The organism is Massilia pinisoli (genome assembly GCF_024753285.1).
GTDB lineage: Bacteria > Pseudomonadota > Gammaproteobacteria > Burkholderiales > Burkholderiaceae_D > Telluria > Telluria pinisoli.
The window spans coordinates 99235-124694 of the sequence record NZ_JANUGW010000001.1; the positions used below are offsets into that span (position 1 = coordinate 99235).

Consider the following 25460-nt stretch of genomic DNA (forward strand, 5'->3'; position numbering starts at 1 on the left):
CGAATGTTTACTCTGAAGTTAATGGTTAAGGTAAGCTCTGCCCAGGAGCGGCGCGATGATCGACGAAGAGATTACCTTAAAGAAACTGGAAGTGTTCCTGGCGTTCATGCGCCTGCACAGCCTGGCGCGCGTTTCGGAAGAACTTGGCCAGAGCACGGTGAGCGTGCATCGCGCCCTGCACTCGCTGGAAGAGGGCTTGCGTTGCCCCCTGTTCCGGCGCGAAGGGCGCAACCTGGCGCCGCTGCCGGCCGCGTATGCGTTCGCCAAGCACGCGCAGCGCGCCGTGAGCGAAACGGAAGAGGGCGTGCGCAAGGTGCGCGAACTGGCCGGCTTCGCGGGCGGCCGCCTGAAGATCGGGTCGCTGTATTCGCTCACGTTGCGCTGCATCCCGCAACTGCTCATGGGCCTGAAGCTGCGCCGTCCCGAACTGCAGATCGACCTGACACTCGGCTCGAATCAGGAATTGCTGCGCGGCCTGGACGAAGGCCGGCTCGACGCCATCGTCATCGGCCTGCAGGCGCCGCTGGACGACGCGCAGCTGCTCGCCGTGCCGCTGTTCGAGGACGAGGTGCACCTCGCGGCGCCGCTCGGGTCGCCGTACGCGGGCCGCACCCACGTCGACCTGCGCGACCTGCACGACGCCAAATTCATTACCCTGGGCGGCGGCTTCGTCACGTCCGACAGTTTCGATCATGCGTTCCGCCAGGCGGGCTACACGCCGGAGACGATCATGCGCGTCTCCGACATCTTCTCGCTGATCAACCTGGTCAGCGGCGGCATGGGCTACAGCCTGCTGCCGGGCCGCGTGGCCGAATTCAGCACGCGCATCGAGCTCATTCCCCTCGACGCGCGGTACGCGTCGCACCAGACCATCAGCCTGATCGTGTCGAAGAGCCGCGAGCGCGACCCGAACCTGCTGGCGCTGGCGGCCGAATGCCGCATGTACGGCAAGGGTCAGCGGCTCGGCAACCTGGCCGGCTAGGCGGGGACGGCCGAGCCGCGGCGTGCGGCGGTCGCGGGCGGAAGGCAGCCGAGGCCTTCCAGCGTGCGTTCGACGGCGACGTCCAGCGGCGTGTGCGGCTCCGCGCCCAGCACGGCCACGATGCGGGCGTTGTCGAGACGGACGGGCTGGCGCCACAGGTAGCGCATCTCCCACAGCTCGCGTAAGGTCTCGTTGAACGGCGTGGCGAGGCGCACGAGCCACCACGGAAAGGCGCCGACGGACGCCTTGCCTCCGTGGCGCGCGACGACGCGGCGGATCGCGTCGCACATCGCGGTGCCGTCCGCGTCCCAGTGGCCGCCCATGTGGAAGCGCGCGAACGGCGCCAGTGTCGCCCGGCGTTCGATCAGCGCGACCATCGTCGCCGCCACGTCGGGCAGATACGCCCACTGGTGTCCGACGCCTTGTGCGCTCGGGTTGGCGATGCGGCCGACGGGCTTGCCCGGCTTGACGAGGCCTTGCGCGAACCAGTTGTTGCCCGCCTGCGGGCCGAAGAAGTCGCCTGCGCGCACGATCAGCACGCGGCCGCCGGCCGTCGCGTGGGCTTCGAGCGCCGCTTCCATCTGCACACGCAGATTACCCTTGCGCGTCGCGGGATGCTGGGGCGCGTCTTCCGCGACGTCGGGGAAAGCGTCTGGTCCGTAGTTGTAGACGGTGCCGGGCAGGACGACGAGCGCGCCCGTTTCGCGCGCCGCCGCGATCGTGTTGTCCAGCATCGGCAGCACGAGCTGGCCCCAGTTGCGGTAGCCGGGCGGGTTCACGGCGTGCACGATGACGGCGCACCCCTGGGCGGCGCGCGACACGTCGGCGCGGTCCAGTGCATCGCCGGCCGTCCAGGCGATGCCGTCGGCGTCGACCGTGTCCGCCGCCAGGCCACGCTTCATGCCGCGCACCCGCCAGCCGGCGCGCGCCAGCTGCCGTGCCACCTCGCCGCCGATGCCGCCGCTGGCGCCCAGTACGAGGGCGGTGTTGCGTTCGTTCGATCCGTTCATGCTGTCCTCCGTGCGTTGAGAGTGTTGACAGCGTAATGGCTCTTCTGGTGCAATGGAATTGCATGACATATACCAGCAGCTATACATTTTTGTAGAACACCATGGCACCGACCATCGAATGGGAACTGTACCGCGCCTTCCTCGGCGTGCTGCGCGAGGGATCGCTGTCCGGCGCGGCGCGCGCGCTCGGCGTCGCGCAGCCCACCGTCGGGCGTCACGTGGCCGCGCTCGAGGCGGCGCTGGGGCTCGTGCTGTTCACGCGCTCGCAGACTGGCTTGCTGCCGACGGAGGCCGCGCACGCGTTGCGCGCGCATGGGGAGGCGATGGAAAGCACGGCCGCCGCGCTGGAGCGGGTGGCGTCCGGCCTGCGCGACGGCGCGGAGGCGGCGGGCACGGTGCGCATCAGCGTCAGCGAGGTCGTCGGCGTGGAAGTGATGCCAGCGATCGTGGCAGACCTCGCGCGGCGTCACCCGGCGCTGAAGGTGGAACTGGTGCTGTCGAACCGCGTGCACGACCTGCTGCAGCGCGAGGCCGACATCGCCGTGCGCATGACGGCGCCGCGCCAGGAACAACTCGTGGCGCGCCGCGTCGGCGCCATCGAACTCGGGCTGCACGCCCACCCGGACTACCTCGCGCGGCGCGGCACGCCAGCCACATTGGCCGACCTGGATACGCACGCCGTGATCGGCTACGACCGCCCGACGCCGTTCGTGCGCCAGGCCGCGAAAGCGTTGCCGGGCTATGCGCGCGAGCGCTTCGCCGTGCGCACGGACAGCGACGTCGCGCAGCTGGCACTGATCCGCGCCGGCGCCGGCATCGGGGTGTGCCAGGTGCCGCTGGCTGCGCGCGCCCCCGCGCTCGTGCGCGTGCTGCCGGACGCGTTCACGTTCCGGCTCGACACCTGGGTCACGATGCACGAGGACTTGCGCGCCAGTCCGCGCTGCCGCGTCGCGTTCGATGCGCTCGTCGACGGCCTCGCCGCGTATCTCGCCTAGGCGCTCAGAGGTCGATGAAGCCGCGCTGCGCGGCCAGCGTGACGGCATGCGCCCGGTCGTTCGCGCCCAGCTTCACGAGGATCGCGCTCATGTGCGTCTTGACCGTCGTCTCGCCGATGTGCAGCTGCTCGCCGATGGCGCGGTTCGAATGGCCGCGGGCCGCGAGGCGCAGCACGTCGAGTTCGCGCGGCGACAGCGCGACACCAGCGTCGTGGATGGCAAGGTCCTGGCGCAGCGCCAGCGGCAGGATGTGCGTGCCGTCGTAGACTTCGCGCACGGTGGCGGCCAGTTTCGGTCCCGGAACGTTCTTCAGCAGGTAGGCCGACGCGCCGGCCTTCAATGCCGCCGCGATGCGCGCGTCGCCGTCGTACGTGGTGAGCACGATCAGGCGTGCGTCCGGGTGCAGGCTGCGAATGGCGCGGATGGCCTCGAGGCCGTCCTTGCCGGGCATCTGCAGGTCGATGAGGGCAACGTCCGGCCGCGTCGCGGCGAACAGGCGGATGGCTTCGTCGCCGTCGCGGGCTTGCGCGACGACGTCGAAGCCGCCGTGCGCCGTCAGGCACGCGGCTATGCCTTCGCGCATCATGGGGTGGTCGTCCGCGATCAGTACGCGGATCGGGGTCGCGGTGGATGGGGTCATGCGGTGCGGCGCCGGGGATGGTACAAGCGCGGATTGTACAAGATTTGCATGCCCCGGCGGCCGAAACCGCGGTCCTTCAATACGTGTGGATCAGCCCCCGCCGCGCGGCCACGCACGCCGCCTCCGTCCGGCACGACACGTTCAGCTTCGAGAGGATGTTATTGACGTGGTATTTGACGGTGCCCACGCCGATGTTCTCTGTGCGCGCGATCACCTTGTTGCTCATGCCCGCGGCGAGGTGCGCGAGGATTTGCAGCTCGCGCGGCGACAGGCGATTCGCCTCCACGCGCTGCGCGAGCTTCTCGGCGAGGCCGGGAGCCAGATAGCGCCGGTTGGCGGCCACGAGGCGCACGCATTGCAGCACCTCGTCGAGGCCCGACTGCTTGAGCAGGTAAGCACTGGCGCCGGCCTGCAGGCCGCGGTGCACGTCCTCGTCGCCGTCGTACGCCGACAGGATGACGATGCGGGCGTCCGGCACGAGCGCGCGCACCTGCCGGATCGCGTCGATGCCGCCACCGCCCGGCATGTTCAGGTCGATGAGCATCACGTCGGGCCGCAGCCGCATGTATTGCGCGACGGCGGTGGGTGCGTCCACCGCCTCGCCGGCAAGTTGCAGGCCGGGCTCGGCGCGGATAAGCGCAGCGAGACCGGCCAGGATCAGCGGGTGGTCGTCCGCAATCAGCAGCGTGATGGGACGCGCGTCCTCCAGCGGCGGCAGGTACATCGTCATGGGCGGCTCCTCGTCCTGTGCTTCTACGAGCATTGTCGGGACGAAGCCGCGCCGGGTCCAGCTATACGAACGGATATGCAGGCGCCGATCGTCAGCCGCGGTCGGCCCGCAAGGTCAGGTGCTGGACGATGAACCAGCTTTGCAGCTCGTTCGCGCGCACGACCTGGCTCACGATCAGGTCGTTGCTGCCGTCGTCGCCCGCGTCAGCGGCCGCGCGCGCGAGCGGACGGGCGTCGAGGAGGATCGTCTCGTGCGCGGCGGCCAGGCGTTCCAGCTGGGCCGCGGCCGATTCGCGCCCGCGCGGCGCACGCGCGATCGACGATTCGCCGGCCACGTCGCCCGCCAGCGCGAACGTCACGCCGCCCAGCGTCTGGATGCGCTCCGCGAGGGCGTCCATGATCGCGACCTGTTCGTCGTAGTGTTTGTCGAACAGCAGGTGCAGCTCGTAGAAGGTGGCGCCCGACGTCTGCCAGTGCGCCTTCTTGTAGGCGTCGCGCAGCGCCATCGTGTGCGCCAGCAGGCGGTTCAGCGCGCGTACGCTCTGGGAACGCGTTTGTTCGGGAAGGCCGATGCGCACGGGCGCGAGCGCGCCGAATTCCTGCACGACGCCGGCCGTGTCCTGGTGAGGGTCCATGGTGATCTCGCTAGAAAGGTGACAGGCCGAGTCTAGCGATGCGGGGCCGCGCCGACACTGGTCCAAAGGCCAGGCCGGCGGGAAAAGGTCAGGCGGCTGCAGCGCCCGGCGGCAGCGCGCGGCCGCCGCGGCGGCGGGCAATGCCCAGCGCGCCCAGGCCGAGCAAGAGGAGGGCGGCCGTGCCGGGCAGCGGCACGTGCACGTGCATCGCGAGGCCTTCGATGACGTCGTTCTGGCACGTCTCGCCCCAGTGCATCGCGAACGAGCTGTAGTCCAGCAGTTCCGAGCCGCTCAGGTCGATCTTGAAGGTGATAGTGCCGAGCGACGGCGTGTTCTTGTTCTGCGAGACGGTCCAGCTGCCGCCCAGGCCCGTGTCCTTCACGGTGCTCGACTTCGTGTTGACGGCAACTTCCTCATTCTCGCGGTAGTTGCACGCGGTGCCGCAGCTGATGTAGCTGTCGGAGTTGAGGATGTTCTGCGCATTCGTCGCGCCGTTCAGCGCGTACAGCTTGAACGTGCCGCCCGAATTGCTCCAGCGGTTGTTCAGTGCGAAACCGTAGTCCCACACGGTGCCTTTTGTTGCATCGTCGGTGGCGTAGTGGTTGGTGCTCGTACCGGCCGCGTTCCACGTGTCCGACAGGAAGACGTCGCCATAGCCGATACCCTTGCCGGTGGTGGGGTTGGTCGCCAGGCCGTCCTTGCCCCAGCTCGCGCTCACGCCCGCCTGGCCGGCGAAGCTCGTGTTGATGACGATGGTGAGGGCATTGCCGGCGCGCGTGATCGTCGCCTGCGAGATGTCGTAGGTGCTGCCGCCGATGACGTCGGCCGCGCCCTTGTTGTCGTAGCCGTAATAGGCGGTGGTCCCGGAATCGAGGATCGTGGCCGCGCCCGCTTGGTTCGCACCAAGAACGAAAGTGGCCGCAGCGGCCAGCGTGATCGCACTCTTCACAGAATCCCCCCGATATTTACAGTTGATGAGCTCAGCCGCGATCATGCCACACATAAACTTAGCTTGTAAATAAATTATTCAATGTCAATAAGATACGTGATTTTTTTGCAACTGAACTGCGCACCGTCGTATCGCCGCGATGCCCGGCGGTTTTTTGCTTGCGTTATCCGGGCTTGCGCCACCAGAATATAAGATTGATCTATAACAATAAGTTTTCCATGCCCACCCGATCTTCCGCCGCCCTCCTGCTGGCCGTTGCCCTGGCAGCCACGCTCCCCGCCTGTCACCGGGAGACGGCGGACGAGCAGCGCGCGCATGCCGTGCAACTGCGCAGCCAGGGCGATTTCCGCGCCGCGCTGATCGTCCTGAAGAACGCGCTGGACGCGGAGCCTGCCAGCACGGACACACGCTATCTGCTGGCCCGTACCTACCTCGACCTGGGCGACAGCACGACGGCCGAGAAAGAGGCACGCCAGGCGTTGGACCGAGGCTATGCACGGGGCCCGGCGCTGGCCGCGCTGGCGGCCGCGCTGGTGATGGAAGGGCAGCACAAGAAGGCATTGGACGAGACGACCGGCGGCCCCGACGACCCGGCACTGGCTGCCGCGCGCGGCGATGCGTGGCTGGCGCTCGGCAAGAATGCCGAGGCGCGCGCCGCGTACGAGCATGCGCTGGAAAAACGGCCCGAGGATGCTGCGGCGCTCGTGGGCCTCGGCCGCCTCGCAATGGTCGAGGGTCATGCGGACGTCGCGCAGGGCCTTGCGGACCGCGTGCTGGCACGCGATCCGCGCGACGTCGACGCATTGATGTTCGAGGCCGACCTCGCGCGCGCGAGCGACCATCCCGAGAGGGCGCTGGCCCTGTACGACCGCGTGCTGGCCGTGAGCCCCCAACACCGCACGGCGCACGTGGAAAAGGCGTACCTGGCGATCGGCCTGCATAAGCCGCAGTTGGCCCAGGCCGAGCTGGACCTCGCGGCGAAGGGCGCGCCGGGCAGCCTGCTCGTCGGCTACACGCAGGCGCTGCTCGACTATTCGACCGGAAAGCCGGAGGCCGCGCGCGACGTGCTGTACCGCGTGCTGAAAGCCGTGCCGGACCACATGCCCAGCGTGCTGCTGGCCGGCGCCGTCAATCTGAAGCTCGGCTCGAATTACCAGGCGGAGCAGTATTTCCGGCGCTACCTCGAACACAACCCGGCCAACGTCCACGCGCGCAAGATGCTGGCGCAGGCATTGATCGGTTCCGGCCACGCGGCCGAAGCACGTGCCGTGCTTGAGCCTGTGCTGGGCGCGTCGCAGGCCGACGCCCAGGTGCTGGGCCTCGCGGCGGACGCCGATATGCAGACGCGCCGCTTCGGCCAGGCGGCGGAGCTGTTCGCGCGCGCCAGCGAACTCGATGCGGCGTCCGCGTCGCTGCGTACCGGCCTCGGGCTGTCGCGCCTGGGCGACGGCGCGACGGACGATGCCGTGCGCGACCTCGAAGCGGCGACGCGGCTCGACAAGACGTCGACCGAGGCCGCCGAAGCGCTCGTGCAGGCGAACCTGAAGCTGGGCCGCCGTGACCAAGCGCTCGCCGCGGCGCAGGCGCTGGAACGCGCCCAACCCGGCAAGGCACTGGCGTATGCGCTCGAGGGCCAGGTGCTCGCCATCCAGGGCAAGGCCGATGCGGCCGGCGCCGCCTTCGCGCACGCACTGCAGATCGACCCCGCGTACTACCGCGCGGCCGCCGGCCTCGCGCAGCTCGCCAGTGACGCGAGCCGGCCTGCGCAGGCGCGCCAGATCCTGCTGGATTTCCTCGGCCGGAACAAGACGAGCGTCGACGCGATGGCCGGCCTCGCGGCGCTGGCCGAGCAGGCGCACGAACCGGCGCAAGTCACGCACTGGCTCGAACAGGCGGCCGCCGTGGACCCGCGCGCGATCGGACCTGGCGTCGACCTGTGCGCGCAATACCTGCGCACGCAGCAGCCGGACAAGGCGCTGGACCTGGCGCGCCGGTTGCAGGTGAGCCACCCGGAAGATCCGGACCTGCTCGACCTGCTGGGCAAGGCGCAGCTGGCGCGGGGCGATATCGCCGGCGCGCTGGAATCGTACAAGCAGCTGGCGCAGGCGCTGCCGCGGTCCGCGCCGGCGCTGATGCAGGTGGCGTCGCTGCGCCTGCTGATGAAGAACACGACGCAGGCCGAGGACGACTTGAAGAGCGTGCTTGCGATCCAGCCCGACTTCCCGTCGGCGCAGCTGGAACTGGCCGAGCTGTACGTGCGCAAGGGCTCGCACGATCTCGCGCTGATGATCGCCGAGCGGATGCAGAGGGCGCATCCGCAGGGCGCGGCCGGCTTCCAGCTGCAGGGCGACATCCTGATGGCGAAGCGCCAGCCGGCGGCCGCGCTGGCGGCGTTCGAGCACGCGTCCAGCCTGCATGCGACGAACGAGCTCGCGATCAAGATCGACAACGCGCTGCGCCAGGCCGGCCGCGTGGCGGACGCCGATGGCCGCCTCGCGAAATGGCTCGCGGCGCACCCGGACGACGTGCGGGTGCTCGCGTACCGCGCGCAGGTATGGATGGCGGCCGGCGACTTCAAGCGCGCGGCCGCGCAGATGGAAGACGTCGTGCGGCGCCAGCCGGACAATCCCGTCGCGCTGAACAACCTGGCCGCGTGCTACCAGGCGCTGGGCGACGCGCGCGCGCTCGCGACGGCGGAAGCGGCGCTGCGCAGCGCCCCGAAACGGCCGGACGTGATGGACACGGTGGGCTGGATCCTCGTCGCCAAGGGCGACACGGCGCGCGCCTTGCCGCTGCTGCGCGAAGCCCACACGCTCGCGCCGGCGGCGCGCGACATCCGTTATCACCTGGCGGTCGCGCTAGCGGCCAGCGGCGACAAGGCCGCGGCGCGGGCGGAACTGGATGGCCTGCTGGCGGGCGACATGCGGTTCGCCGAGGCCGAGGAGGCGCGCAAGCTGATGGCGCGGCTGAAGTCGGGCGGTTGACGCGCACTAAGCGGACGGCGTCCAGCCGAGCCGCTCCTCAATGAGGCCATGGTACAGCGTGCGGATGTCAACCGGGATTCTGCGCACGTACGCTTCCGCGTGCGCGCGCGCGTCGCCCGCGAGCCCATCCAGGTAGGCGACCGCCTCGTGCGCGCTGGGCGCGCGTTCGCTGACGCCGGCGAACTTCGCGGGCAGCGCCGTCCACACGGCCGCTTCCACGTCGTGCGCCCGCATCCACGCCGCAATGTCCGCCACGACGGCGGCCGGCGTCGGCGCGGGCAGGCCTGGCGGCACGGGGTCGGGCAGGCTGCCCACCCATTGCGGCGACTCCGGCCGGATCTTTTCGCGTGCGCGCAGCATCTCGCGTGCGTCGGCGAGGTCGGTCGTGTCCAGCAGCGCCCACCGCGTCGGCTGAGGGGGCGCCGTCGCGTGCAGCACGAGGGCCGGCTCGTCGCTGTCGTCGCTGTCGCGCACGAATTCCAGCGGCAACATCGGACCGTCCGGGCGCCAGTCCGACGCGAGCCGTAACGGTCCGGGTTCCCAGCTCAACGAACCCCACGCAATGCACACGATCTTCACGCATCACTCCTTCCGCAAACAAGCCCGTCCGGATCATTCTAGCGGGACGCGCGTAACATACTGTATCGTTGCCGTGCGCCGCATGCTCCGGCGCTTTCCTGTTATCAACTCTGTGCGACGGAGGCGATTGTGGACGAGACCGAAGTATTGATCGCGGGCGCCGGACCGACCGGCCTCGTACTGGCCCTGTGGCTCGTACGCCAGGGCGTGAAGGTGCGCATCGTGGACCGCAGCGAGGGCCCCGGCACGAGTTCGCGCGCGATGGCCGTGCAGGCGCGTACGTTGGAGCTGTACCGCCAGCTGGACCTCGCGGACGAGATCGTAGCCGGCGGCTTGCGCAACCCGGCCATCAATTTATGGGTGAAAGGCGAACGGCGCGCGCGCCTGTCGTTCCGCGACGCGGGCCGCGAGTTGACGCCGTTTCCGTTCGTGCTGATCTACCCGCAGGACCGGCACGAGCGCGTGCTCGTGCGCCACCTGGAAGAAGCGGGTGTGCGCGTCGAGCGCAATACGGAATTGCTCGGCTTCGAGCAGGGCGCGGGCGGTGTCGTCGCGCGCCTCCGCGGGCCCGCGGGCGAATCGGTCTGCAACGCCGCGTGGCTGGCCGGCTGCGACGGCGCCCATTCCATCGTCCGGCATCAGCTGGGCACCGGCTTTGAAGGTGGCACGTACGAGCACACGTTCTACGTGGCCGACGTCGAGGTGACCGGGCCGTCCGCGAACGGCGAGATCCACCTGTCGCTGGAGGACGGCGACTTCGCCGCGCTGTTCGCCTACGACCAGCACGGCAGCGCGCGCCTCGTCGGCGCCGTGCGCGACGAGGAAGTCCGCAAGGGGAACGAGCTCGCGTTCGACGACGTGCGCCAGCGCGCGATCACGAGCCTCGGGCTAACGATCGATAACGTCAACTGGTTTTCCACGTACCGCGTGCACCACCGCATCGCGGGGCAGTTCCGTGTCGGGCGCGCGCTGCTGCTGGGCGATGCGGCCCACGTGCACAGTCCCGCGGGCGGCCAGGGCATGAACACGGGCATCGGCGACGCCGTCAACCTGGCGTGGAAACTGGCGCACGTGTTGCGAGGCCGCGCGCCGGAGTCGCTGATCGACAGCTACGATGTCGAGCGCAAGGCGTTCGCCCGCAAGCTGGTCGAGACGACGGACCGCGCGTTCTCGTTCGTGATCGCGGAGGGTGGCTTCGCCGACTTCGTGCGCACCCGGATCGCGCCGCTGTTCGCGTCGGCCGCCTACGGCATCGAGCCGATCCGCGCCTTCATGTTCCGCGTGCTGTCGCAGATGGGCGTCCATTATCCCGACAGCCCGCTGTCCGCCGGCAGCGCGGGTCACGTGAAAGGCGGCGAGCGCCTGCCGTGGACGGGCAACGGCGGCCCGGACAACCATGCGCCGTTGTCCGCCATCGCCTGGCAGGTGCACGTGTACGGCACCGTGCGGCCGGAGTTGGCCGCGTGGTGCGCCCGGCGCGGTGTGGCGCTGCATCATGCCGAATGGTGCGACGCGTGCCAGGCGGCCGGCCTCGCGCGCGACGCCGCGTACCTCGTGCGGCCCGACACCTACGTTGCGCTGGCCGACCGCGACGGGAACCCGGACGCGCTCGAGCGGTATGTCGTCGAGCGCGGCATCCGCCCGGCCTAGGCGGCGCGCGCATCAAAGCCGTCGCGTTCCGCGCGCAGCAGCCGCGCCGCCGCCACCATATTGCGCAGCGCGGCCTCCGTTTCCGGCCAGGCACGCGTCTTGAGGCCGCAGTCCGGGTTCACCCACAGGCGCTCGGCCGGCACGACGGCCGCCGCCTTGCGCAGCAGGCGCACCATGTCGCGCGTCGCGGGCACGCGCGGCGAGTGGATGTCGTACACGCCGGGACCGATCTCGTTCGGATACGCGAACGCGCCGAAGCCCGCCAGCAGTTCCATGTCGGAGCGGCTCGTCTCGATCGTGATGACGTCGGCGTCGAGCGCGGCGATCGCCGGCAGGATGTCGTTGAACTCGGCATAGCACATATGCGTGTGGATCTGGGTGCCGTCCCCGACGCCGCTCGCGGCGATGCGGAAGGCGCGGCCGGCCCAGTCGAGGTAGGCGTCGCGTCCGGCGCGGCGCAGCGGCAAGCCTTCGCGCAGCGCCGGTTCGTCGATCTGCACGATGCCGATGCCGTTGCTCTCCAGGTCGCGCACCTCTGCGCGGATCGCGAGCGCGATCTGGGCGCAGGTGAGGGCGCGTGGCTGGTCGTCGCGCACGAACGACCATTGCAGGATCGTGACGGGTCCCGTCAGCATGCCCTTCATCGGCCGGCGCGTGAGGCTTTGCGCATACGCGGCCCACGCGACCGTCATCGGCGCAGGGCGGGCGACGTCACCGTACAGCACCGGCGGCTTCACGCAGCGCGAGCCATACGACTGCACCCAGCCGTTGGCGCTGAACGCGAAGCCGTCCAGCTGTTCGCCGAAGTATTCGACCATGTCGTTGCGCTCCGCCTCGCCGTGCACGAGGACGTCCAGCCCGAGCGCTTCCTGCACGTGCACGGCGTGGGCGATCTCGGTGCGCATCGCCTGGTCGTATGCGGCGTCCGCCAGGTCGCCTCGGCGCCAGGCGGCGCGGGCCGCGCGGATGGCGGGTGTCTGCGGGAACGAGCCGATCGTCGTCGTGGGGTAGGCGGGCAGGCCGAAGCGGGCCTGCTGCACGGCCTGGCGCTGGGCGAACGGCGACGCGCGGCGGTCCGCATCGGACGGCAGGGCCGCGAGCGCGGCGGCGACGTCGGGCCGCGACACACGCGGGCTCGCATGCCGGGATGCCAAGGCCGCGCGCGCCGTGGCCAGGTCGGCCGCGACGGACTGTTCGCCGTCCGTCAACGCCTGTTTCAGGATGCGCAGCTCGTCCAGCTTTTCGCGCGCACCGGCGAGCCATGTCCGCAGCTGGGCGTCGAGCGCCGCGTCGTGCGCCAGTGTGAACGGCACGTGCAGCAGCGAGCATGACGGCGCCAGCCACAGGTTGCCGGCGCGGCGGTCGATCACGGGACGCAGTCGCGCGAGGCAGGCATCCAGGTCGGTGCGCCAGATGTTGCGGCCATCGACGATGCCGACCGACAGCACCTTGTGCGGCGGCAGCCAGTCGGCGACGGAGCGCAGTTCTTCGGGCGCGCGCACGCCGTCCACGTGCAGGCCCGCGACGGGCAGCTTGCAGGCGAGGCTCAGGTGTTCTTGCAGCGGCGAGAAGTAGGTCGCGAGCAGCAGCGGCACGCCGGCGCCGTGCAGCAGGTGGTAGGCGCGCTCGAACGCGAGCGACCAGTCGCCCGGCAGGTCGAGGCCGAGGATCGGTTCGTCCAGCTGGACCCACTCTGCGCCCGCGGCCTTCAGGCGCGCCAGTAAATCGCAGTAGTGCGGCAGCAGGGCGTCGAGCAGGCCGAGGCGATCGGCGCCGTCCTTCGCCTTGCCGAGCCACAGGAACGACAGCGGGCCGACCAGCGTGACCTTGACGGGATGGCCCAGCGCGCGCGCCTCGGCCACCTGGTCCAGCAGGCGCTGCGGCGCGAGGGTGAAGCGGGTCGCCGCATCGAATTCCGGCACGAGGTAGTGGTAGTTCGTGTCGAACCACTTCGTCATTTCCAGTGCGGGCTTGCCGTGCGCGTCGCTGCCGTTTGCGTCACCACTGTGTGCGTGGCCGCAGCCGCACGCGTCCTGCGCTTCCGTCGCGACGCCGCGGGCCAGCGTGAACAGCCGTTCCAGCGGCGTCTCGGCGCCCGTGAAGCCGAAGCGCGCGGGGGCGCAGCCGAACAGCAGCACGTGGTCGACGACCTGGTCGTACAGCGCGAAGTCGCCCACGCTGACGAAATCGAGGCCCGCGGCGCGCTGCTCGGCCCAGTGGCGCGCGCGCAGTCCGGCCGCGACGGCTTCCAGTTCCTGCTGGCCGATTTCGCCGCGCCAGTGGCGCTCCAGTGCAAATTTCAGTTCGCGCTGGGCGCCGATGCGGGGATAGCCGAGAATATGAGTTTTGATCATGTTGTTGTCTTATCTGGATGAATGATACTTGTCATGATCGGTGAGCGGCCCCCATAATTCAAACGAATTATTTTTCTGACCAGATGAATTCCGCTCATGCCCACCTCGATCCTCGACCTGCGCCACCTGCGCACCTTGCTGGCCCTCCTTGAAGCGGGGAGCGTGTCGCGCGCCGCGGCGCTGCAGAACGTGACGCAGTCCGCGCTGTCGCACCAGTTGAAGGCGCTGGAAGAGTTCTATGGCCTCACGTTGTTCGAGCGGAAGTCGGCGCCCGTGTCGTTCACGCCCGCGGGGCGCCGGCTGCTGGACCTGGCGCAGGCCGTGATCCCCGCCGTGGAAAAGGCAGAGCGCGACATTGCCCGCCTCGGGGGCCACGGCGCGGGCAAGATGCGCATCGCCGTCGAATGCCACACGTGTTTCGACTGGCTGATGCCGTCGATGGACGCGCTGCGGCTGCGCTGGCCGGAGGTCGAGCAGGACATCGTGTCCGGCTTCCAGTCCGACCCCGTCGGCCTGCTGCACCAGGACCGGGCCGACGTCGCGATCGTGTCCGAGGTCGACGCGGACGAGCGCGACGTCCAGGTGCACCCGCTGTTCGAGTTCGACATCGTCGCCATCCTCCCGCTGGGCCATCCGCTGCTGGCGCACGACCACCTGGAAGCGGCCGATTTCGCCGGCCAGACGTTGATCACGTATCCCGTGCCGGACGAGATGCTGGACCTCGTGCGCCAGGTGCTGCGCCCGGCCGGCGTGGAGCCGCCGCGGCGCACGACCGAGCTGACGGTCGCGATGCTGCAGCTCGTGGCGAGCGGGCGCGGATTCGCGGCGTTGCCGCTGTGGGCCGTGCAAACGTATCTGCAGCGGGGCTATGTGGCGCAGCAGCGCATCGGCGCGCATGGGTTGACGGGCCGCCTGTACGCCGTCACGCGGCGACCGGCGGAAGGCTCGGGCCGCGACGACGCCTACCTGGACGACTTCGTGCAGGTGATGCGCGAGACGTCGCTGCGCACCTTGCCCGGCATCCGGCTGTTGTAAGCGCGCGCCGGGTCATCCGTGCGTCATCGGGATCGCTTATAGTAACGCAGACAATATTATGGAGAGCATACATGCGCTACAGCCTCGCCTCGGCGGCCGGCAAGGGCAGGATCAACGAAGACGTCGTCGCCGTGTTCGAGGGCGACGGCTGCACGGATCTCGTCCTGTTGGACGGCGCGACCCCGCTGACGGACGACCGCTGCCTGGCGCTGGGTGCCAGCGACCCGGCGTGGTTCGTGCGCCGCTTCGTGCGCGAGCTGGGATGCGTACTCCGTCCCGATGCGGAGCAGCACACGCTCGTGCAGGAAGCGCTGGACGGCACGCGCGCCGCATACCGGGCGGCCGGCGGCAGCGCCGACGTGCCTCCACACGCCTGGCCCATCGCGACGCTCGCGTGGGTGCGCGTGCGCGACCCGGACGCCGCCGGCACGCATGCACTGGAATGGTTCTGCCTGGGCGACAGCAAGGTGCTGCTGCAACTCGCTGACGGCACCGTGCGCGACCTCGATCCGTTCGAGAACCCGCAGGAGCGGGCGACGCAGGCGCACGTGGCGGAGCTCGTGGCGGAGGGCATCCACGACCCGGCCGAGCGCTGGGCGCGCCTGCTGCCCATGCTGCGTGCGCGCCGCCAAGAGCAAAACACGGCGGCGCGGCCGGCCGTCCTGTGCCTGGAGCCGCGCGGTCCATTCGATGCGCGTGCGGCGCGAGGCGAGGCGCCGCCGGGCGCACTGCTGCTGGTCGCGAGCGACGGCTTGTACCGCCTCGTCGATACGTACAACTTGTATACGGATGCCAGCCTGCTGGACGCGTGCCGCACGCGCGGCCTGGACGCGCTGCTCGATGAGCTGCGTGCATTCGAGGCGGGCAAGGAAGCGGCCGGGCTCGCGGCCAAGACGGCCGACGACGCCTCGGCCATCGCCTGGCGATTCACCTGACGCCAACGAGGAGACGTGGATGACTGCCCAGACCATCACCCCCGCCGCACTGGCCCTGATCGAGCGCTATGTGGCCGCATACAACGAGTTCGACGTCGACGGCATGCTGGAGACGCTGAGCCCTGACGTGCGCTTCGAGAACTGGTCGGGCGGCCAATTGACGGCCGCGAGCGACGGTCGCGACGCCTTCCGCGTGCTGGCCGAACAGGCAAAGACGATGTTCGCGGAACGGGAGCAGCGCGTCACGGCGCTGGCGCCGCGCGGCGACGCCCTCGTGGCGGCCATCGCCTGGCGCGGGCAGTTGGCCGTCGACGTGCCGGGCGGGCCGCCGGCCGGCACGCGGCTTGCGCTGCGGGGCGAATCGGAGTTCGTCGTGCGCGATGGGCAACTTGCCCTCGTCGTCGACCGCAGCTGAGCGTGGAAAAAATCAGACGATTTTACGATTTTCGATCAAGTGTGAATCTGGCGCATGGATTTGTATAGCCAAGAGGTGTAATCTGATCTTTTACCCGAGCGCAATTTAAATTGTCCGGGTGGCATCGGATAGGGGAGACAACCATTCGTGTCGCAGGTTTCTCCCGCTCTATACTATGATTGGTTAATTCATAACACCTGAAAGGACTTCCATGAACCACGATGCAGGATTCCGCGTTTCGCGTTTGGTGGAACAAAAGCAGCGCGCCCGCCGTGTGCGCATTGGCGTAATGATCGTGCTGTGCGCATTACCCGTTGCGATGGCGTTCGCCAAGGGTCTCAATCTGGTACATGGATCCGCGCTTTGACGTGCTTCAGGTTCGCGACGATCGTGAACGTCATGATGACCAGTAGCGACCACGAACTCCACTTGCTGACGTGGACGGCCGACCAGGCGCCCAACTGGTTCGGGTAACGCCACAGCCCCCAGAAGGTGCTGACGTTCTCGGCGAGCCAGATGAAGAACCCGATCAGCACGAATCCCAGCAATAACGGCATGCGCCGCTCGCGGTCCAGCGGGCGGAAGGTGATCGTCGTGCGCGCGTAGAGCCCCAGCGCGACGGCCGCCAGGTACCAGCGCGCATCCCCCAGCGCGTGGTGCGTGAAGAAATTCAGATAGATCAGCGCCGCCACCAGCGCCGCCATCCAGTGCGGCGGATGATGGCGCACGTGCAGGTCGAGCAGGCGCCAGGCCTGCGTGATGTAGCTGCCCACGGCCGCGTACATGAAACCGGAAAACAGCGGCACGCCCATGATCTTCGTGTACGCGAAGTCCGGATAGCTCCACGACCGTATCCCGCTGGACGTCTTGAACGCCTCCAGCGCGAAGCCGAGCACGTGGAACAGGCAGATCGCCTTCAGTTCATCGCGCGTCTCCAGCCCGGCCGCGACCATCCACGCCTGGATCGCGAGCGCCGCCACGAGCAGCAGGTCGTAGCGGGGCACGCCGAACACGCCTGCGCGCGGCACGAGCAGCACGGCGGTGAAGAACAGCCCCGCGAACAGGCAGGCGCGGGCTTCCTTGATGCCGAACCACAGGAATTCCAGCGCGCCGCGGCGCCAGCCTTCGACGCGGCGGCTGCGGCCGTCCGTCAACAGCGCGTCGACCGCGGTGAGCGAAGGCTGGAAACGGTGCGGTGCTTGCGTCGACATGGCGAGTCTCAATAGCAATCGGTGCCGTCGGCCGCGATGCAGATCGAGGCGCTGCGCTTGCGTTCGACGTAGTCCGCGCCCGTGGCGGCGGCATTGTCCGGGCAGACGGCGGCCGTGCCGTTGCACGCAGTGGCCGTCAGCTGGAACACGTTCTTCATCAGCGGAGCGACCGTGGGTGTCTGGCCTTCGGAATAGGTCTTCATGTCGCACGTCAGCGTGACCTTGAATCCGGTGTCGGCGACGAAGTCCGTCAACGTGACCGACTGCACCGGGCCGCAGGTCGCGCCGGGCGCCTTCAGGCGGTAGAACGCCCATTCGAGCCCGCCGCGCGCGGCCTGGCCCGCGCGCGCGCCCAGTATCTGCTGGCTCGCCGTGGCCTGTGCGGACTCGGACAACCGCAGCGCGGCGAGCGCGAACCCGGCCAGCACGACGAGGAACACGACGGCCGCGATGTACGCGAAGCCGGCCGCGCGCGCGGCCTGCGGGCGCGGGGTCATCATGGTACGTTCTCCACGTGGGCGCCCATCGTGAGCGTGACGGATTCGTCGCCGTCCGTGAGGCCGAGCCGCAGCTGCAGGTAGCCGCTCTGCTGCGTGGCGCCCTGGCTCTCGTGGTACAGGAAGCTGCAGTCGCTGACCTTCGCGACGAGGATGGCCGGCCCCGTCGGGCAGGTCTTCCATGGCGCGGCGTTCGGCGTATAGCCGGTGACGCGGACGATGGTCCCTGTGCCGCCCGACGTCGGCATCGTGCACGTGTACGTGACGGCCCGTTCGGCCTGCGGGATCACGAGGAAGCGGCCGCCCTCGTAGCCGGCGGGGAACGTGGTGGCCGTCTCCAGCGTGATCGTGTTGCGCGCCACGTTCGGTGTGGGTCCCGCGATCGTGCGGATCGTGCCCACGTCCGTGCCGGCATAGACGTCGTCCCGGTTGACGTTACCCACGACGACGAGGTCGCGCGGCACGACCGTCGGGTCGACGTCCGTCAAGGTGTCGAACGTCGTCACCGGCACGCCCGGCACGAGCGTGGCGCCCTGCGGCTGGTTGACGTTCGTGTAGTCCTGCGCCGTGCGGAAGCGGCCACCGTCCTTCGTCGGCACGAATTCGATGCATTGGGTCTGCTGCGATTCCCACGAGTAGCGCAGCGAGTTCGGCACGGCCGTGCGCACCTCGCCGATGATGCGCCGCAGTGCCGCGTCGGCCTGGCTCGTGAGGTTGGCGCGCTGGCGGATCGCGAGATAGGACTGCATGGCGGGCCGCAGTTGCAGCACGAGGACGCCGGCGATGATGCCGACGATGAGCATCACGACGATCAGTTCGACCAGGGTGAAGCCGCGCTGGCGGGTCATGATGGATTGGTCCTCCAGCCGGTCAGCACGATGGGTTTCGGCAGCGCAGGATCCGTCCCGCTGACGGTGACGGTGACGACGATGCGCAGCGCGTCCGCGCCCGGCACGTTCGTCAGCGACGTCGCCTTGACGCTGACGGCCACGTTGTAGCGTTCGAGGCCGGGAATCTGGTTGCCTTCCACGTCGCGGATGCCTTGCAGGTTCGCGCCGTAGCCGTCGTAGTCGCTCACGGTGCTGTAGTTGGCGCGGTCCGACGCCGCCGGTACCGGCATGCCGGACTGCCGCGCGTATGGTTTCATGAGGATCTCTTCCATCATGTTGTCGGCGATGGCTTCCATTTGCTGGACGATCACGGGATCGGTGCTGGAACGCGTCGTGGCCGTGTACACGGCGACCATGCCCGCGAGCGCCACGCCGATGATGACGAGGGCGACGATCAGTTCGACGAGCGTGACGCCCGCGCTGCGCCTGTGCCTATTCAACATAGCCGGTCGACCCTTCCACGTTGATGGTGCGGACCGTCGTCGTCTGGCCGCCGCTCGCGCCCGCGATGGCGATGGCCGCCGTGACGGCCGTCGTGCCGGCGGCGTCCGACGTGATCCGGCCATCCGGCTGGAAGTACAGCGTGACGGCAGGCGTTGCCGTCAAGGCGCTGTCGGTCGTCGCGAAGTCGCCGTCGTCGACGCCGCCGATGGCAAGGCCCGTAGCGTCGCACGCGTTCAGGCGCAGGATCACGGCCTGCGTGCCGACCGTCGCGCACACGACGCGCCGGTGCCCCGTCGCGATCTTTTGCGCGCGCCGCAGGCCGCTCACGACCTGGTCGCCGAACACGGCCGCCTGCATGCCCTTGTCGCCCATCAGGCGCGGGATGCCGATCGCGGCGAGCACGCCGACGAGGATCATCACGACGACCAGTTCGACCATCGTGAAGCCGGCCGTGCGTGCGCGGGGCGTCATCGGTACACCTCACGCATGTGGATGATGCGCTTCGTCTCCGGTGCGAAGATGCCGAAGGTGGCCATCGCGGACGGGTCGACGTTCGTCTTGCCGCACGACGGATCGGCGCTGCGCAGGAACGGCAGGCCGGCGCCCGTGCTGTCCACCATGCTGGATTGGGCGGTGCCCGCGGCTGCGACGTAGTAACACGACGTGTTGGCGCCTGGCACAGGCGCACCCAGGTTGATGGCGAACGGCACGCTGGCGCCGGCCGAGTTGGCGGCAGGGGTCAGTCCCAACGTGGCGGCGCCGTTGGCGAAGGGCGTCAGCGTGACGGCGATCGCGTTCAGTGTGCGGCCCAGGGAGACGGCCGTGCTGGCGAACGTGGTCGTCGTGTCCTCGTAGTTGCGGACCCACGTCTGGCCCGTGTAGAACTCGATGTTCACGGGAATCCTGAGCAGGCCGGTCGTGTTGCCATACGCGTTCGCGATGTGCACGCGGCCGCTGCGGACCATGAACACGGGCTCCGCCGCGGCCGAGCTGGCGTTGTCGGTGTCCGTCGCCCGCACGCGCACGCGCGTAGGCGCCGTGGGGCTCGTCGTGAACGTGTAGCTGCCCGTCCACGTGCCCACGCCGGCGACGAAGTCGTTGGCGCGCAGCTGCGCCTTACCCGTGGTGTCGCTGACCGGATACGTGGCCGAGCGGCTGAAGCGGCCGTTGCCGACCGGCGTGCTGCCTGCCGTGTCGAACGCAGCGAAGGTCACGTCGCGGGCGTCGCCGCCGGCATAGTTATAGGTCACGCCGTTGCCCCTGTTGTAGGCGGTCACGGTCACCTTCATGGCCGGCTCGCCCGAGTAGTACTGCAGCTGCGTGCCGCCCGACAACGTGCGCTTCCAGTCCGGATCGGCGGTGACCTTGAAGTAAGCGGGAATGAAGCGGCCCGCCGCGCCCGTGCAGCCGGTGCCGGCCGTATTGGTCGTCGCGGCCGCCGGCCGCACGCCGCTGCTCAGATAGCCGTCACTGTTCGCGAGCGTCGCCGCGAGGTCGATGGTGCCCACTTCGCTCCACGTGAGCGCGAACGTCTGCACGCCGCCGCTGATCGTCGACGACTTGCCGAGCAGGCCATTGCCGTTGCTGGGCTGGCAGCCCACCGCGGCCAGCACCGCGCTTTCCGCCGGTGATTCCGTGCCGAACTTGCGCGTCGTTGCGCCGAGGCCGTTCACGGCCGTCACGATGGCCGTGAACGGATCGCCCGCCACGTAGCTGCTGTTCGCACCGAGCCCGACCCGGAAGGCGACCGGGACGAAGATGGGCGTCGCCGTCGCGGAACCGGGGCTGTTGGGACCGTTGTCCGTCGCCGTCACGGTGACCTGGCCGGCATCCGCGTACTGGATGGGGAACGTCGCCTTGCCGTTCGCGTCGAACGTGAGGCTCATGGTGCGGCCGGTGCCGTCGCACGCGGCGCCCGTGTTCTGCGTCGCGTTGAGCGCGATGCCGTTCAGCCGCACGGGCAGGATGCCCGGCGTCGCCGTCTTGGCGTAGCCGCACGTGAACGTGACGTTGCGCGACACGTTGCCGAAGATGGGGACGCAAGCTTTGCTGGTGTCGTCGTAGCGGACGGCGGCGAGCGTCAGCGTGTCCTTGTCCGGCTGCACCTGGTTCTCGGCAAAGAACGCCGAGCGAGCGGGCGTCAGGAGGTAGCCCGACTTCACGACGTTGACCTGGCAATCGGCGCCGGGCGCCGCGTCGCCGTTGCGCCAGCATACGGTCGGCGTGGGCGTGGATGGGCTCGAGATGGCGAGCACGTTGGTACCCGCCTGCGTGTAGGCGACGTCGGCCTGGACGACGCCCGACGCGGGCACGGCGACCGTCTGCCCCGTGGGCGCGAGCGTCACCGAGGCGCCGCCGCCATACGTGGCCGTGCAGGCCGCGTTGGCACACGCCGTTACCGTCACCTTCGCCGGCGCGCACACGCTGGCCGTCTTGTCGTAGCCGATCGTGAAGTGGTCTAGCGGGACGGTCTTGCCTTCGCAGTGAGGACCGCTTGCGGTGTTGACCTGGTAGCCGCTGTTGTTCGTCACGCAGTCGCACTTGCCCGTCGCCGTGCCGCCCGTGCAGTAGATGGTTTGTGTGACGCGGCCGTGCCACTGCAGGACCGCGCTGTCGACGGTCGCGTTGCCGTCGATGATGGCTTCGGACGAATCCTCCGTGAGCGTACCGGTCACGACGTTGCCTTTGACGCGCACGCTCGAACCGAGTTCGAGCGACGTCGTCGCAGTGATGTTGCCCGTCACGTTCGAATCGGAGGGCAGCAGGTTGACGACGGGCGCCGTGATGTCGCCCACGACGGTGTTCCCCGAGCCGAGTGTGAACGACTTGCTGCCAGTGATATTGCCGTACAGGCTGACGCCCGACGCCGCGGTCACGGCGGCGCCCGTGATCGCACCGGTGATCGTCGCGTGCGAGGCAATGTCAACGTTGCCCGTCGCCGTGACGTTGCCGTTGATCGTCAATGTGGAACCGCTCCCCAGTTTCGCGTAGCCGGCCTGGATGTTCGCGGTCAGGTCCTGCGTCTGGCTGCCCACGGTGAACGTCTTCCCAGCGACGAGCGTGCCGCTGGCTATGTTCAGATTGCTGCCCTTGATGCCCCCGATGTCGAGGTCGCCCGTGCTGGACAGGACGGCGCTGCCGCTCATGGCAAGGTGTTGCGTCGACTCGAAACTCACGTTCGACGTGATCTTCACCGTGTAGCCGCTGGCGATGATCATCGAATCGTCCCACTGGGTCAGGGGCAGGGCGGCGCACGTGTACGTGGCGCCGGCCAGCGTGCAACTGCCGACAGTGGCATTGCCCCCGAACGTGTACGTGGTCCCGGCGGCCGCGCGGCCGCCTGCCGCGAACAGCATGAAGGCGATCAGTAAGGAGTGAAGGCGGCGCAACAGCATGGCGTTCCGATTATATCTTGAGGGAACGCATATTTCGCCAAATCAAGGGTGCGTTTGTCGTGGCGGGCATAGCGTCGACCCAAAATGGCTGAATTCGCACGATTCCCGCGTTTCGGGCGCGGACCGCCGCATGAGCGTAGAATGGCCCGACGGAGGACCGGACGGCGATGAAGGAGCAGGTGGACACGACGGTGGCGGAGGCTGTGGATGCGGGCACGGGCGCACCCGCGCGCGGCCGCAACTTCCCCGAGCTGATCGTCGCGACGTTCCTCGAGCTGATGCAAAGCCGCGACCCGAACACCATCACGTTCCGCGACGTCGCCGCCGCGGCCGGCATTTCGCACATGGCGCCGTACCGCCATTTCCGCTCGAAGCAGCTGTTGCTGGACCGGATCGGCGACATCGGCTTCGGCCTGCTCGCGGAGGCGCTGGACGACGCGGCCGCGCGGCACCCGCATGACCCGCGCCGTCAGATCCACGCGGCCTGCGCGTGCTATTACCGCTTCGCCGTCGACCACCCGGCCCATGCCCACGTGATGTTCGGCACCGACCGCGGCCTGTGGGACAGGGCGCGGCCGCTGCCGGCGCTCGAGCGCACGCGCGCCATCCTGCTGCGCATCGTCCGCCACGCCCAGCTTGCGGGCGACTTGCCGCGAGGGCGCCCCGCAAAGGAGGTCCTGGGCCTGTTATGGGCCCACATCCACGGCATGACCCTGCTGGCCGCCAACGGCGTGCTGACGAAGGACGACATCGGCGCGCCGGAAGCGTTCGTGGAAGCAGGGGTACGCGTCATCCTCGCGGGTCTCGGCGCGGCGTGACAATGCGCGCCTTTGCGTCCGCCAGAATTTGTTAAGCTAGTGGACTTATTTGCGCGCCTGCCGTAGCGGCAAGCGTATTGACACAATCGTCCACGAGTTCAATGCATCCCACCGCTCTTCGCATCGCCATCGCCATCGCCGCCTTCGCCTGTCCCGCCATCGCCAGTGCGCAATCCACGCCGCAGAATGTCCAGGCAGACGCCGATGCCAAGGAGGACGTCAAGGCGGTCGCGAAGTCCGCCGCCAAGGACAAGGCGATCCAGCGCGTGGAAGTGAAAGGCAACTACGATCCGCGCCGCGACGACACGGCCAGCAAGACCGTGCTGGGCGCGGACGAGATCCGCAAATACGGCGACGACAACATCTTCGACGTGTTGAAGCGTGCGCCCGGCGTCACGGTGACGGACCGGACGATCCGGATGCGCGGCCTCGGCGCCGGCTATACGCAGATCCTCGTGAACGGCGACCGCCCGCCGCCCGGCTTTTCGCTGGAGGCGCTGACGCCCGACCAGATCGAACGCATCGAGGTGATCCGCGCGGCGAGCGCCGAGTACTCGATGCAGGCCATCGCGGGCACGATCAACATCGTGCTGCGCAAGGTCGTGAGCAAGCCGCAGCGCGACTTCCGGCTGAACGTGTCGCGCTCGCCGCTGCAGCGCAACGTCTCGGCGGGCGGCACCTGGGGCGAGAAGATGGGCCGCCTGTCGTATTCCGTGAGCGGGACGGCGTTCGCGGGCCACAACGAATTCGAGTCGACCCGCACGGACACCCTGACGCTGCCGGACGGCACGCTCGCGCAGGCGCGCGAAGCCACCTACCGCGGCGGCGGCCCGTATCGCGGCGCCGTGCTGTTCCCGAGCGTGAGCTGGAAGCTCGACGACGACAACGAACTCAATCTGTCGGGCGGCCTGCAGGCGAGCAGCCACGCGTGGGCGTCATTCACCCACGACGACAACCGCGTCGGCTCGTTCGGCGACCCGGACTGGATCGACATGCCGGGCCGTTCGACCGGCAAGCAATGGATGATGCGGGGCGAGATCGGCTGGATTGCGAAGGTCGGCGGCGGCAAGCTGGACGTGAAGCTGTCCGGCGAGCGCAGCCGCGACGACAACGACAACGCGACGGATTATTTTTCCGCGGGCGCGGCCCACCACCTGGCGCGCGACTGGGACACCGTGTATCGCCCGCGGCGCACGTCGTTCCGCGCCAAGTTCACGCGGACGCTGTTCGACGGCCATTCGCTTGTGACAGGCATCGACGCGAGCCGCCAGCGCAACGACGATACGCTCGACCGCCACGAGCAGCAGGACGACGCAGCGCCGACGCACGTCGTCGAAGGCTTCCAGCCCGAGGTGACGCGCCTCGCCGGGTTCGTGCAGGACGAGTGGAGCATCGACAAGCAGTTGTCCGTCTACCTGGGCGGGCGCTGGGAGGGTGTACGCACGGACAGCACGGCGACGGATGCGCCCGGGACGACGACGAACAGCCACGTGCTGAGCCCCGTCGCGCAGACGCTGTACAAATTTCCCGGCACCAGCGGGCGCCAGATGAGGTTCGCCTACACGCGGACGTACAAGGCGCCGACCGTCGACCAGCTGACGGCGCGCCGCTACCTGGCGGCGCTGAACAGCCGCTTCAGCGCCGATTCCAGCGGCAATCCCGGCTTGCGCCCGGAGCTGGCGAACGGCATCGACGTCGCGTTCGAGCAGTACTGGCCGGAAGGCGGCATGGTGTCCGTCAGCGGTTCGCAGCGCCTCATCAGCGACTACATCCGCACCCGACTCGATCTCGATCCGGACGGCCGCTGGATCTACCGCCCGCTGAACGACGGCAGCGCGCGCGTGCATTCGCTGGAGGCCGAGTTCAAGCTGCCGCTGCGCTTGCTCGACCCGCGTGCGGCCGGCGTCGATGTCCGGGCGAGCGTCGCGCGCAACTGGTCAACCGTGTCCACGGTGCCCGGCCCCGACAACCGCCTCGACGGCCAGACGCCTCTGTCCGCGAACGCCGGCGTCGACTACCGGCACGACCGGCTCAGCCTGGGTGCCAGCATGGCGTACCAGCGCGGCGGCTGGGTGCGCATTTCGGAAGCGCAAACCCGCCGCCAGCAGACGCGGCGCGATCTCGATGCGTACGCCGCGTGGAGGCTCGATGCGCACCTGCAGCTGCGCTTCACCCTGAACAACATCCTCGGCATGGACATGGCGTCCGAAAGTGCCTATGACGATGCGGGCGGGCTGTCGCGCCAGGCCAACTGGCAGCGGGGCGCGACGCGCGTGGGCCTCAACCTCGAGATGAAGATGTGATGCGGAAAGA

General features: G+C 69.0%; 23 protein-coding genes. 10 read left to right on the forward strand and 13 right to left on the reverse strand.

Features of this window, described 5'->3' with window-relative positions; translation table 11 throughout:
- Positions 1-55 precede the first annotated feature (55 nt).
- A complete protein-coding gene (locus NX784_RS00405; protein WP_258814693.1) occupies positions 56-982 on the forward strand; it encodes a LysR family transcriptional regulator in 927 nt (308 codons plus the stop codon).
- Here NX784_RS00405 and NX784_RS00410 read toward each other — a convergent pair.
- Entirely contained in the window at positions 979-1992 is a 1014-nt protein-coding gene (locus NX784_RS00410; RefSeq protein WP_258814694.1) for an NAD-dependent epimerase/dehydratase family protein, read from the reverse strand. The genes NX784_RS00405 and NX784_RS00410 overlap by 4 nt on opposite strands.
- Positions 1993-2093: 101 nt before the next feature.
- Here NX784_RS00410 and NX784_RS00415 point away from each other — a divergent pair, with 101 nt between their 5' ends.
- Entirely contained in the window at positions 2094-2987 is an 894-nt protein-coding gene (locus tag NX784_RS00415; protein ID WP_258814695.1) for a LysR family transcriptional regulator, read from the forward strand.
- 4 nt (positions 2988-2991) lie between these two features.
- Here NX784_RS00415 and NX784_RS00420 read toward each other — a convergent pair whose 3' ends face one another.
- The 4 genes from NX784_RS00420 to NX784_RS00435 all read right to left on the reverse strand — a co-directional run bounded on the left by NX784_RS00420 (position 2992) and on the right by NX784_RS00435 (position 5940).
- Positions 2992-3627 (reverse strand): response regulator transcription factor, encoded by a 636-nt coding sequence (locus tag NX784_RS00420; protein ID WP_258814696.1) that lies wholly within the window; start codon positions 3625-3627, stop codon positions 2992-2994.
- Between the two features lie 76 nt (positions 3628-3703).
- Positions 3704-4357, reverse strand: coding sequence for a response regulator (locus tag NX784_RS00425; RefSeq protein ID WP_258814697.1), 654 nt, complete (start codon positions 4355-4357; stop codon positions 3704-3706).
- Between the two features lie 91 nt (positions 4358-4448).
- A complete protein-coding gene (locus NX784_RS00430) occupies positions 4449-4991 on the reverse strand; it encodes a Dps family protein (protein WP_258814698.1) in 543 nt (180 codons plus the stop codon).
- Between the two features lie 88 nt (positions 4992-5079).
- Positions 5080-5940: a PEP-CTERM sorting domain-containing protein gene (locus tag NX784_RS00435; protein ID WP_258814699.1), complete on the reverse strand. Its 861-nt coding sequence runs from the start codon at positions 5938-5940 to the stop codon at positions 5080-5082.
- Positions 5941-6158: 218 nt separating this feature from the next.
- Between NX784_RS00435 and prsT the strand changes: the two genes are divergently transcribed.
- Complete coding sequence (gene prsT, locus NX784_RS00440; RefSeq protein WP_258814700.1) at positions 6159-8924, forward strand: XrtA/PEP-CTERM system TPR-repeat protein PrsT; 2766 nt, start codon at positions 6159-6161, stop codon at positions 8922-8924.
- A gap of 6 nt (positions 8925-8930) precedes the next feature.
- Here prsT and NX784_RS00445 read toward each other — a convergent pair whose 3' ends face one another.
- Complete coding sequence (locus tag NX784_RS00445) at positions 8931-9503, reverse strand: hypothetical protein (protein ID WP_258814701.1); 573 nt, start codon at positions 9501-9503, stop codon at positions 8931-8933.
- A 129-nt stretch (positions 9504-9632) separates the two neighbouring features.
- Here NX784_RS00445 and NX784_RS00450 point away from each other — a divergent pair, with 129 nt between their 5' ends.
- Positions 9633-11153, forward strand: coding sequence for an FAD-dependent monooxygenase (locus NX784_RS00450; RefSeq protein WP_258814702.1), 1521 nt, complete (start codon positions 9633-9635; stop codon positions 11151-11153).
- Here NX784_RS00450 and metE read toward each other — a convergent pair.
- Positions 11150-13507 (reverse strand): 5-methyltetrahydropteroyltriglutamate--homocysteine S-methyltransferase, encoded by a 2358-nt coding sequence (metE, locus tag NX784_RS00455; protein WP_258814703.1) that lies wholly within the window; start codon positions 13505-13507, stop codon positions 11150-11152. The two genes, NX784_RS00450 and metE, sit on opposite strands and share 4 nt — an antisense overlap.
- 96 nt (positions 13508-13603) lie before the next feature.
- Between metE and NX784_RS00460 the strand changes: the two genes are divergently transcribed.
- The 4 genes from NX784_RS00460 (at position 13604) to NX784_RS00475 (ending at position 16259) form a co-directional block, all read left to right on the forward strand.
- Positions 13604-14542, forward strand: a complete 939-nt coding sequence (locus tag NX784_RS00460) for a LysR family transcriptional regulator (protein ID WP_258814704.1) — start codon at positions 13604-13606, stop codon at positions 14540-14542.
- 71 nt (positions 14543-14613) lie between these two features.
- Positions 14614-15477 carry a protein phosphatase 2C domain-containing protein gene (locus NX784_RS00465; RefSeq protein ID WP_258814705.1) on the forward strand — a complete coding sequence of 288 codons (864 nt, stop codon included), beginning with the start codon at positions 14614-14616 and terminating at the stop codon, positions 15475-15477.
- A gap of 19 nt (positions 15478-15496) precedes the next feature.
- On the forward strand, positions 15497-15892 hold the full coding sequence (locus tag NX784_RS00470) for a nuclear transport factor 2 family protein (protein ID WP_258814706.1): 396 nt from the start codon (positions 15497-15499) through the stop codon (positions 15890-15892).
- 211 nt (positions 15893-16103) lie between these two features.
- Complete coding sequence (locus NX784_RS00475) at positions 16104-16259, forward strand: hypothetical protein (RefSeq protein ID WP_258814707.1); 156 nt, start codon at positions 16104-16106, stop codon at positions 16257-16259.
- Here the strand turns inward: NX784_RS00475 and NX784_RS00480 are convergent.
- From NX784_RS00480 to NX784_RS00505, 6 genes are read right to left on the reverse strand one after another with little or no spacing between them, the layout of a single operon-like run.
- Positions 16231-17103 (reverse strand): DUF817 domain-containing protein, encoded by an 873-nt coding sequence (locus tag NX784_RS00480; protein WP_258814708.1) that lies wholly within the window; start codon positions 17101-17103, stop codon positions 16231-16233. The two genes, NX784_RS00475 and NX784_RS00480, sit on opposite strands and share 29 nt — an antisense overlap.
- 8 nt (positions 17104-17111) lie before the next feature.
- The gene (locus tag NX784_RS00485) at positions 17112-17603 is read right to left on the reverse strand and encodes an MSHA biogenesis protein MshP (RefSeq protein WP_258814709.1); all 492 of its coding nucleotides are present in this window, start codon (positions 17601-17603) and stop codon (positions 17112-17114) included.
- On the reverse strand, positions 17600-18448 hold the full coding sequence (locus tag NX784_RS00490; RefSeq protein ID WP_258814710.1) for a prepilin-type N-terminal cleavage/methylation domain-containing protein: 849 nt from the start codon (positions 18446-18448) through the stop codon (positions 17600-17602). The genes NX784_RS00485 and NX784_RS00490 overlap by 4 nt, the downstream gene beginning before the upstream one ends.
- A complete protein-coding gene (locus NX784_RS00495; RefSeq protein ID WP_258814711.1) occupies positions 18445-18933 on the reverse strand; it encodes a prepilin-type N-terminal cleavage/methylation domain-containing protein in 489 nt (162 codons plus the stop codon). Before NX784_RS00495 ends, NX784_RS00490 begins: the two co-directional genes overlap by 4 nt.
- Positions 18923-19405 carry a pilus assembly FimT family protein gene (locus NX784_RS00500; RefSeq protein WP_258814712.1) on the reverse strand — a complete coding sequence of 161 codons (483 nt, stop codon included), beginning with the start codon at positions 19403-19405 and terminating at the stop codon, positions 18923-18925. The genes NX784_RS00495 and NX784_RS00500 overlap by 11 nt, the downstream gene beginning before the upstream one ends.
- Entirely contained in the window at positions 19402-22329 is a 2928-nt protein-coding gene (locus NX784_RS00505; protein ID WP_258814713.1) for a polymer-forming cytoskeletal protein, read from the reverse strand. Before NX784_RS00505 ends, NX784_RS00500 begins: the two co-directional genes overlap by 4 nt.
- 167 nt (positions 22330-22496) lie before the next feature.
- On the opposite strand from NX784_RS00505, the gene NX784_RS00510 reads away from it, so the two are divergent.
- Both NX784_RS00510 and NX784_RS00515 read left to right on the forward strand, forming a co-directional pair.
- Entirely contained in the window at positions 22497-23147 is a 651-nt protein-coding gene (locus NX784_RS00510) for a TetR/AcrR family transcriptional regulator (protein WP_258814714.1), read from the forward strand.
- 101 nt (positions 23148-23248) lie between these two features.
- A complete protein-coding gene (locus tag NX784_RS00515) occupies positions 23249-25450 on the forward strand; it encodes a TonB-dependent receptor plug domain-containing protein (protein WP_258814715.1) in 2202 nt (733 codons plus the stop codon).
- Positions 25451-25460: the final 10 nt, after the last annotated feature.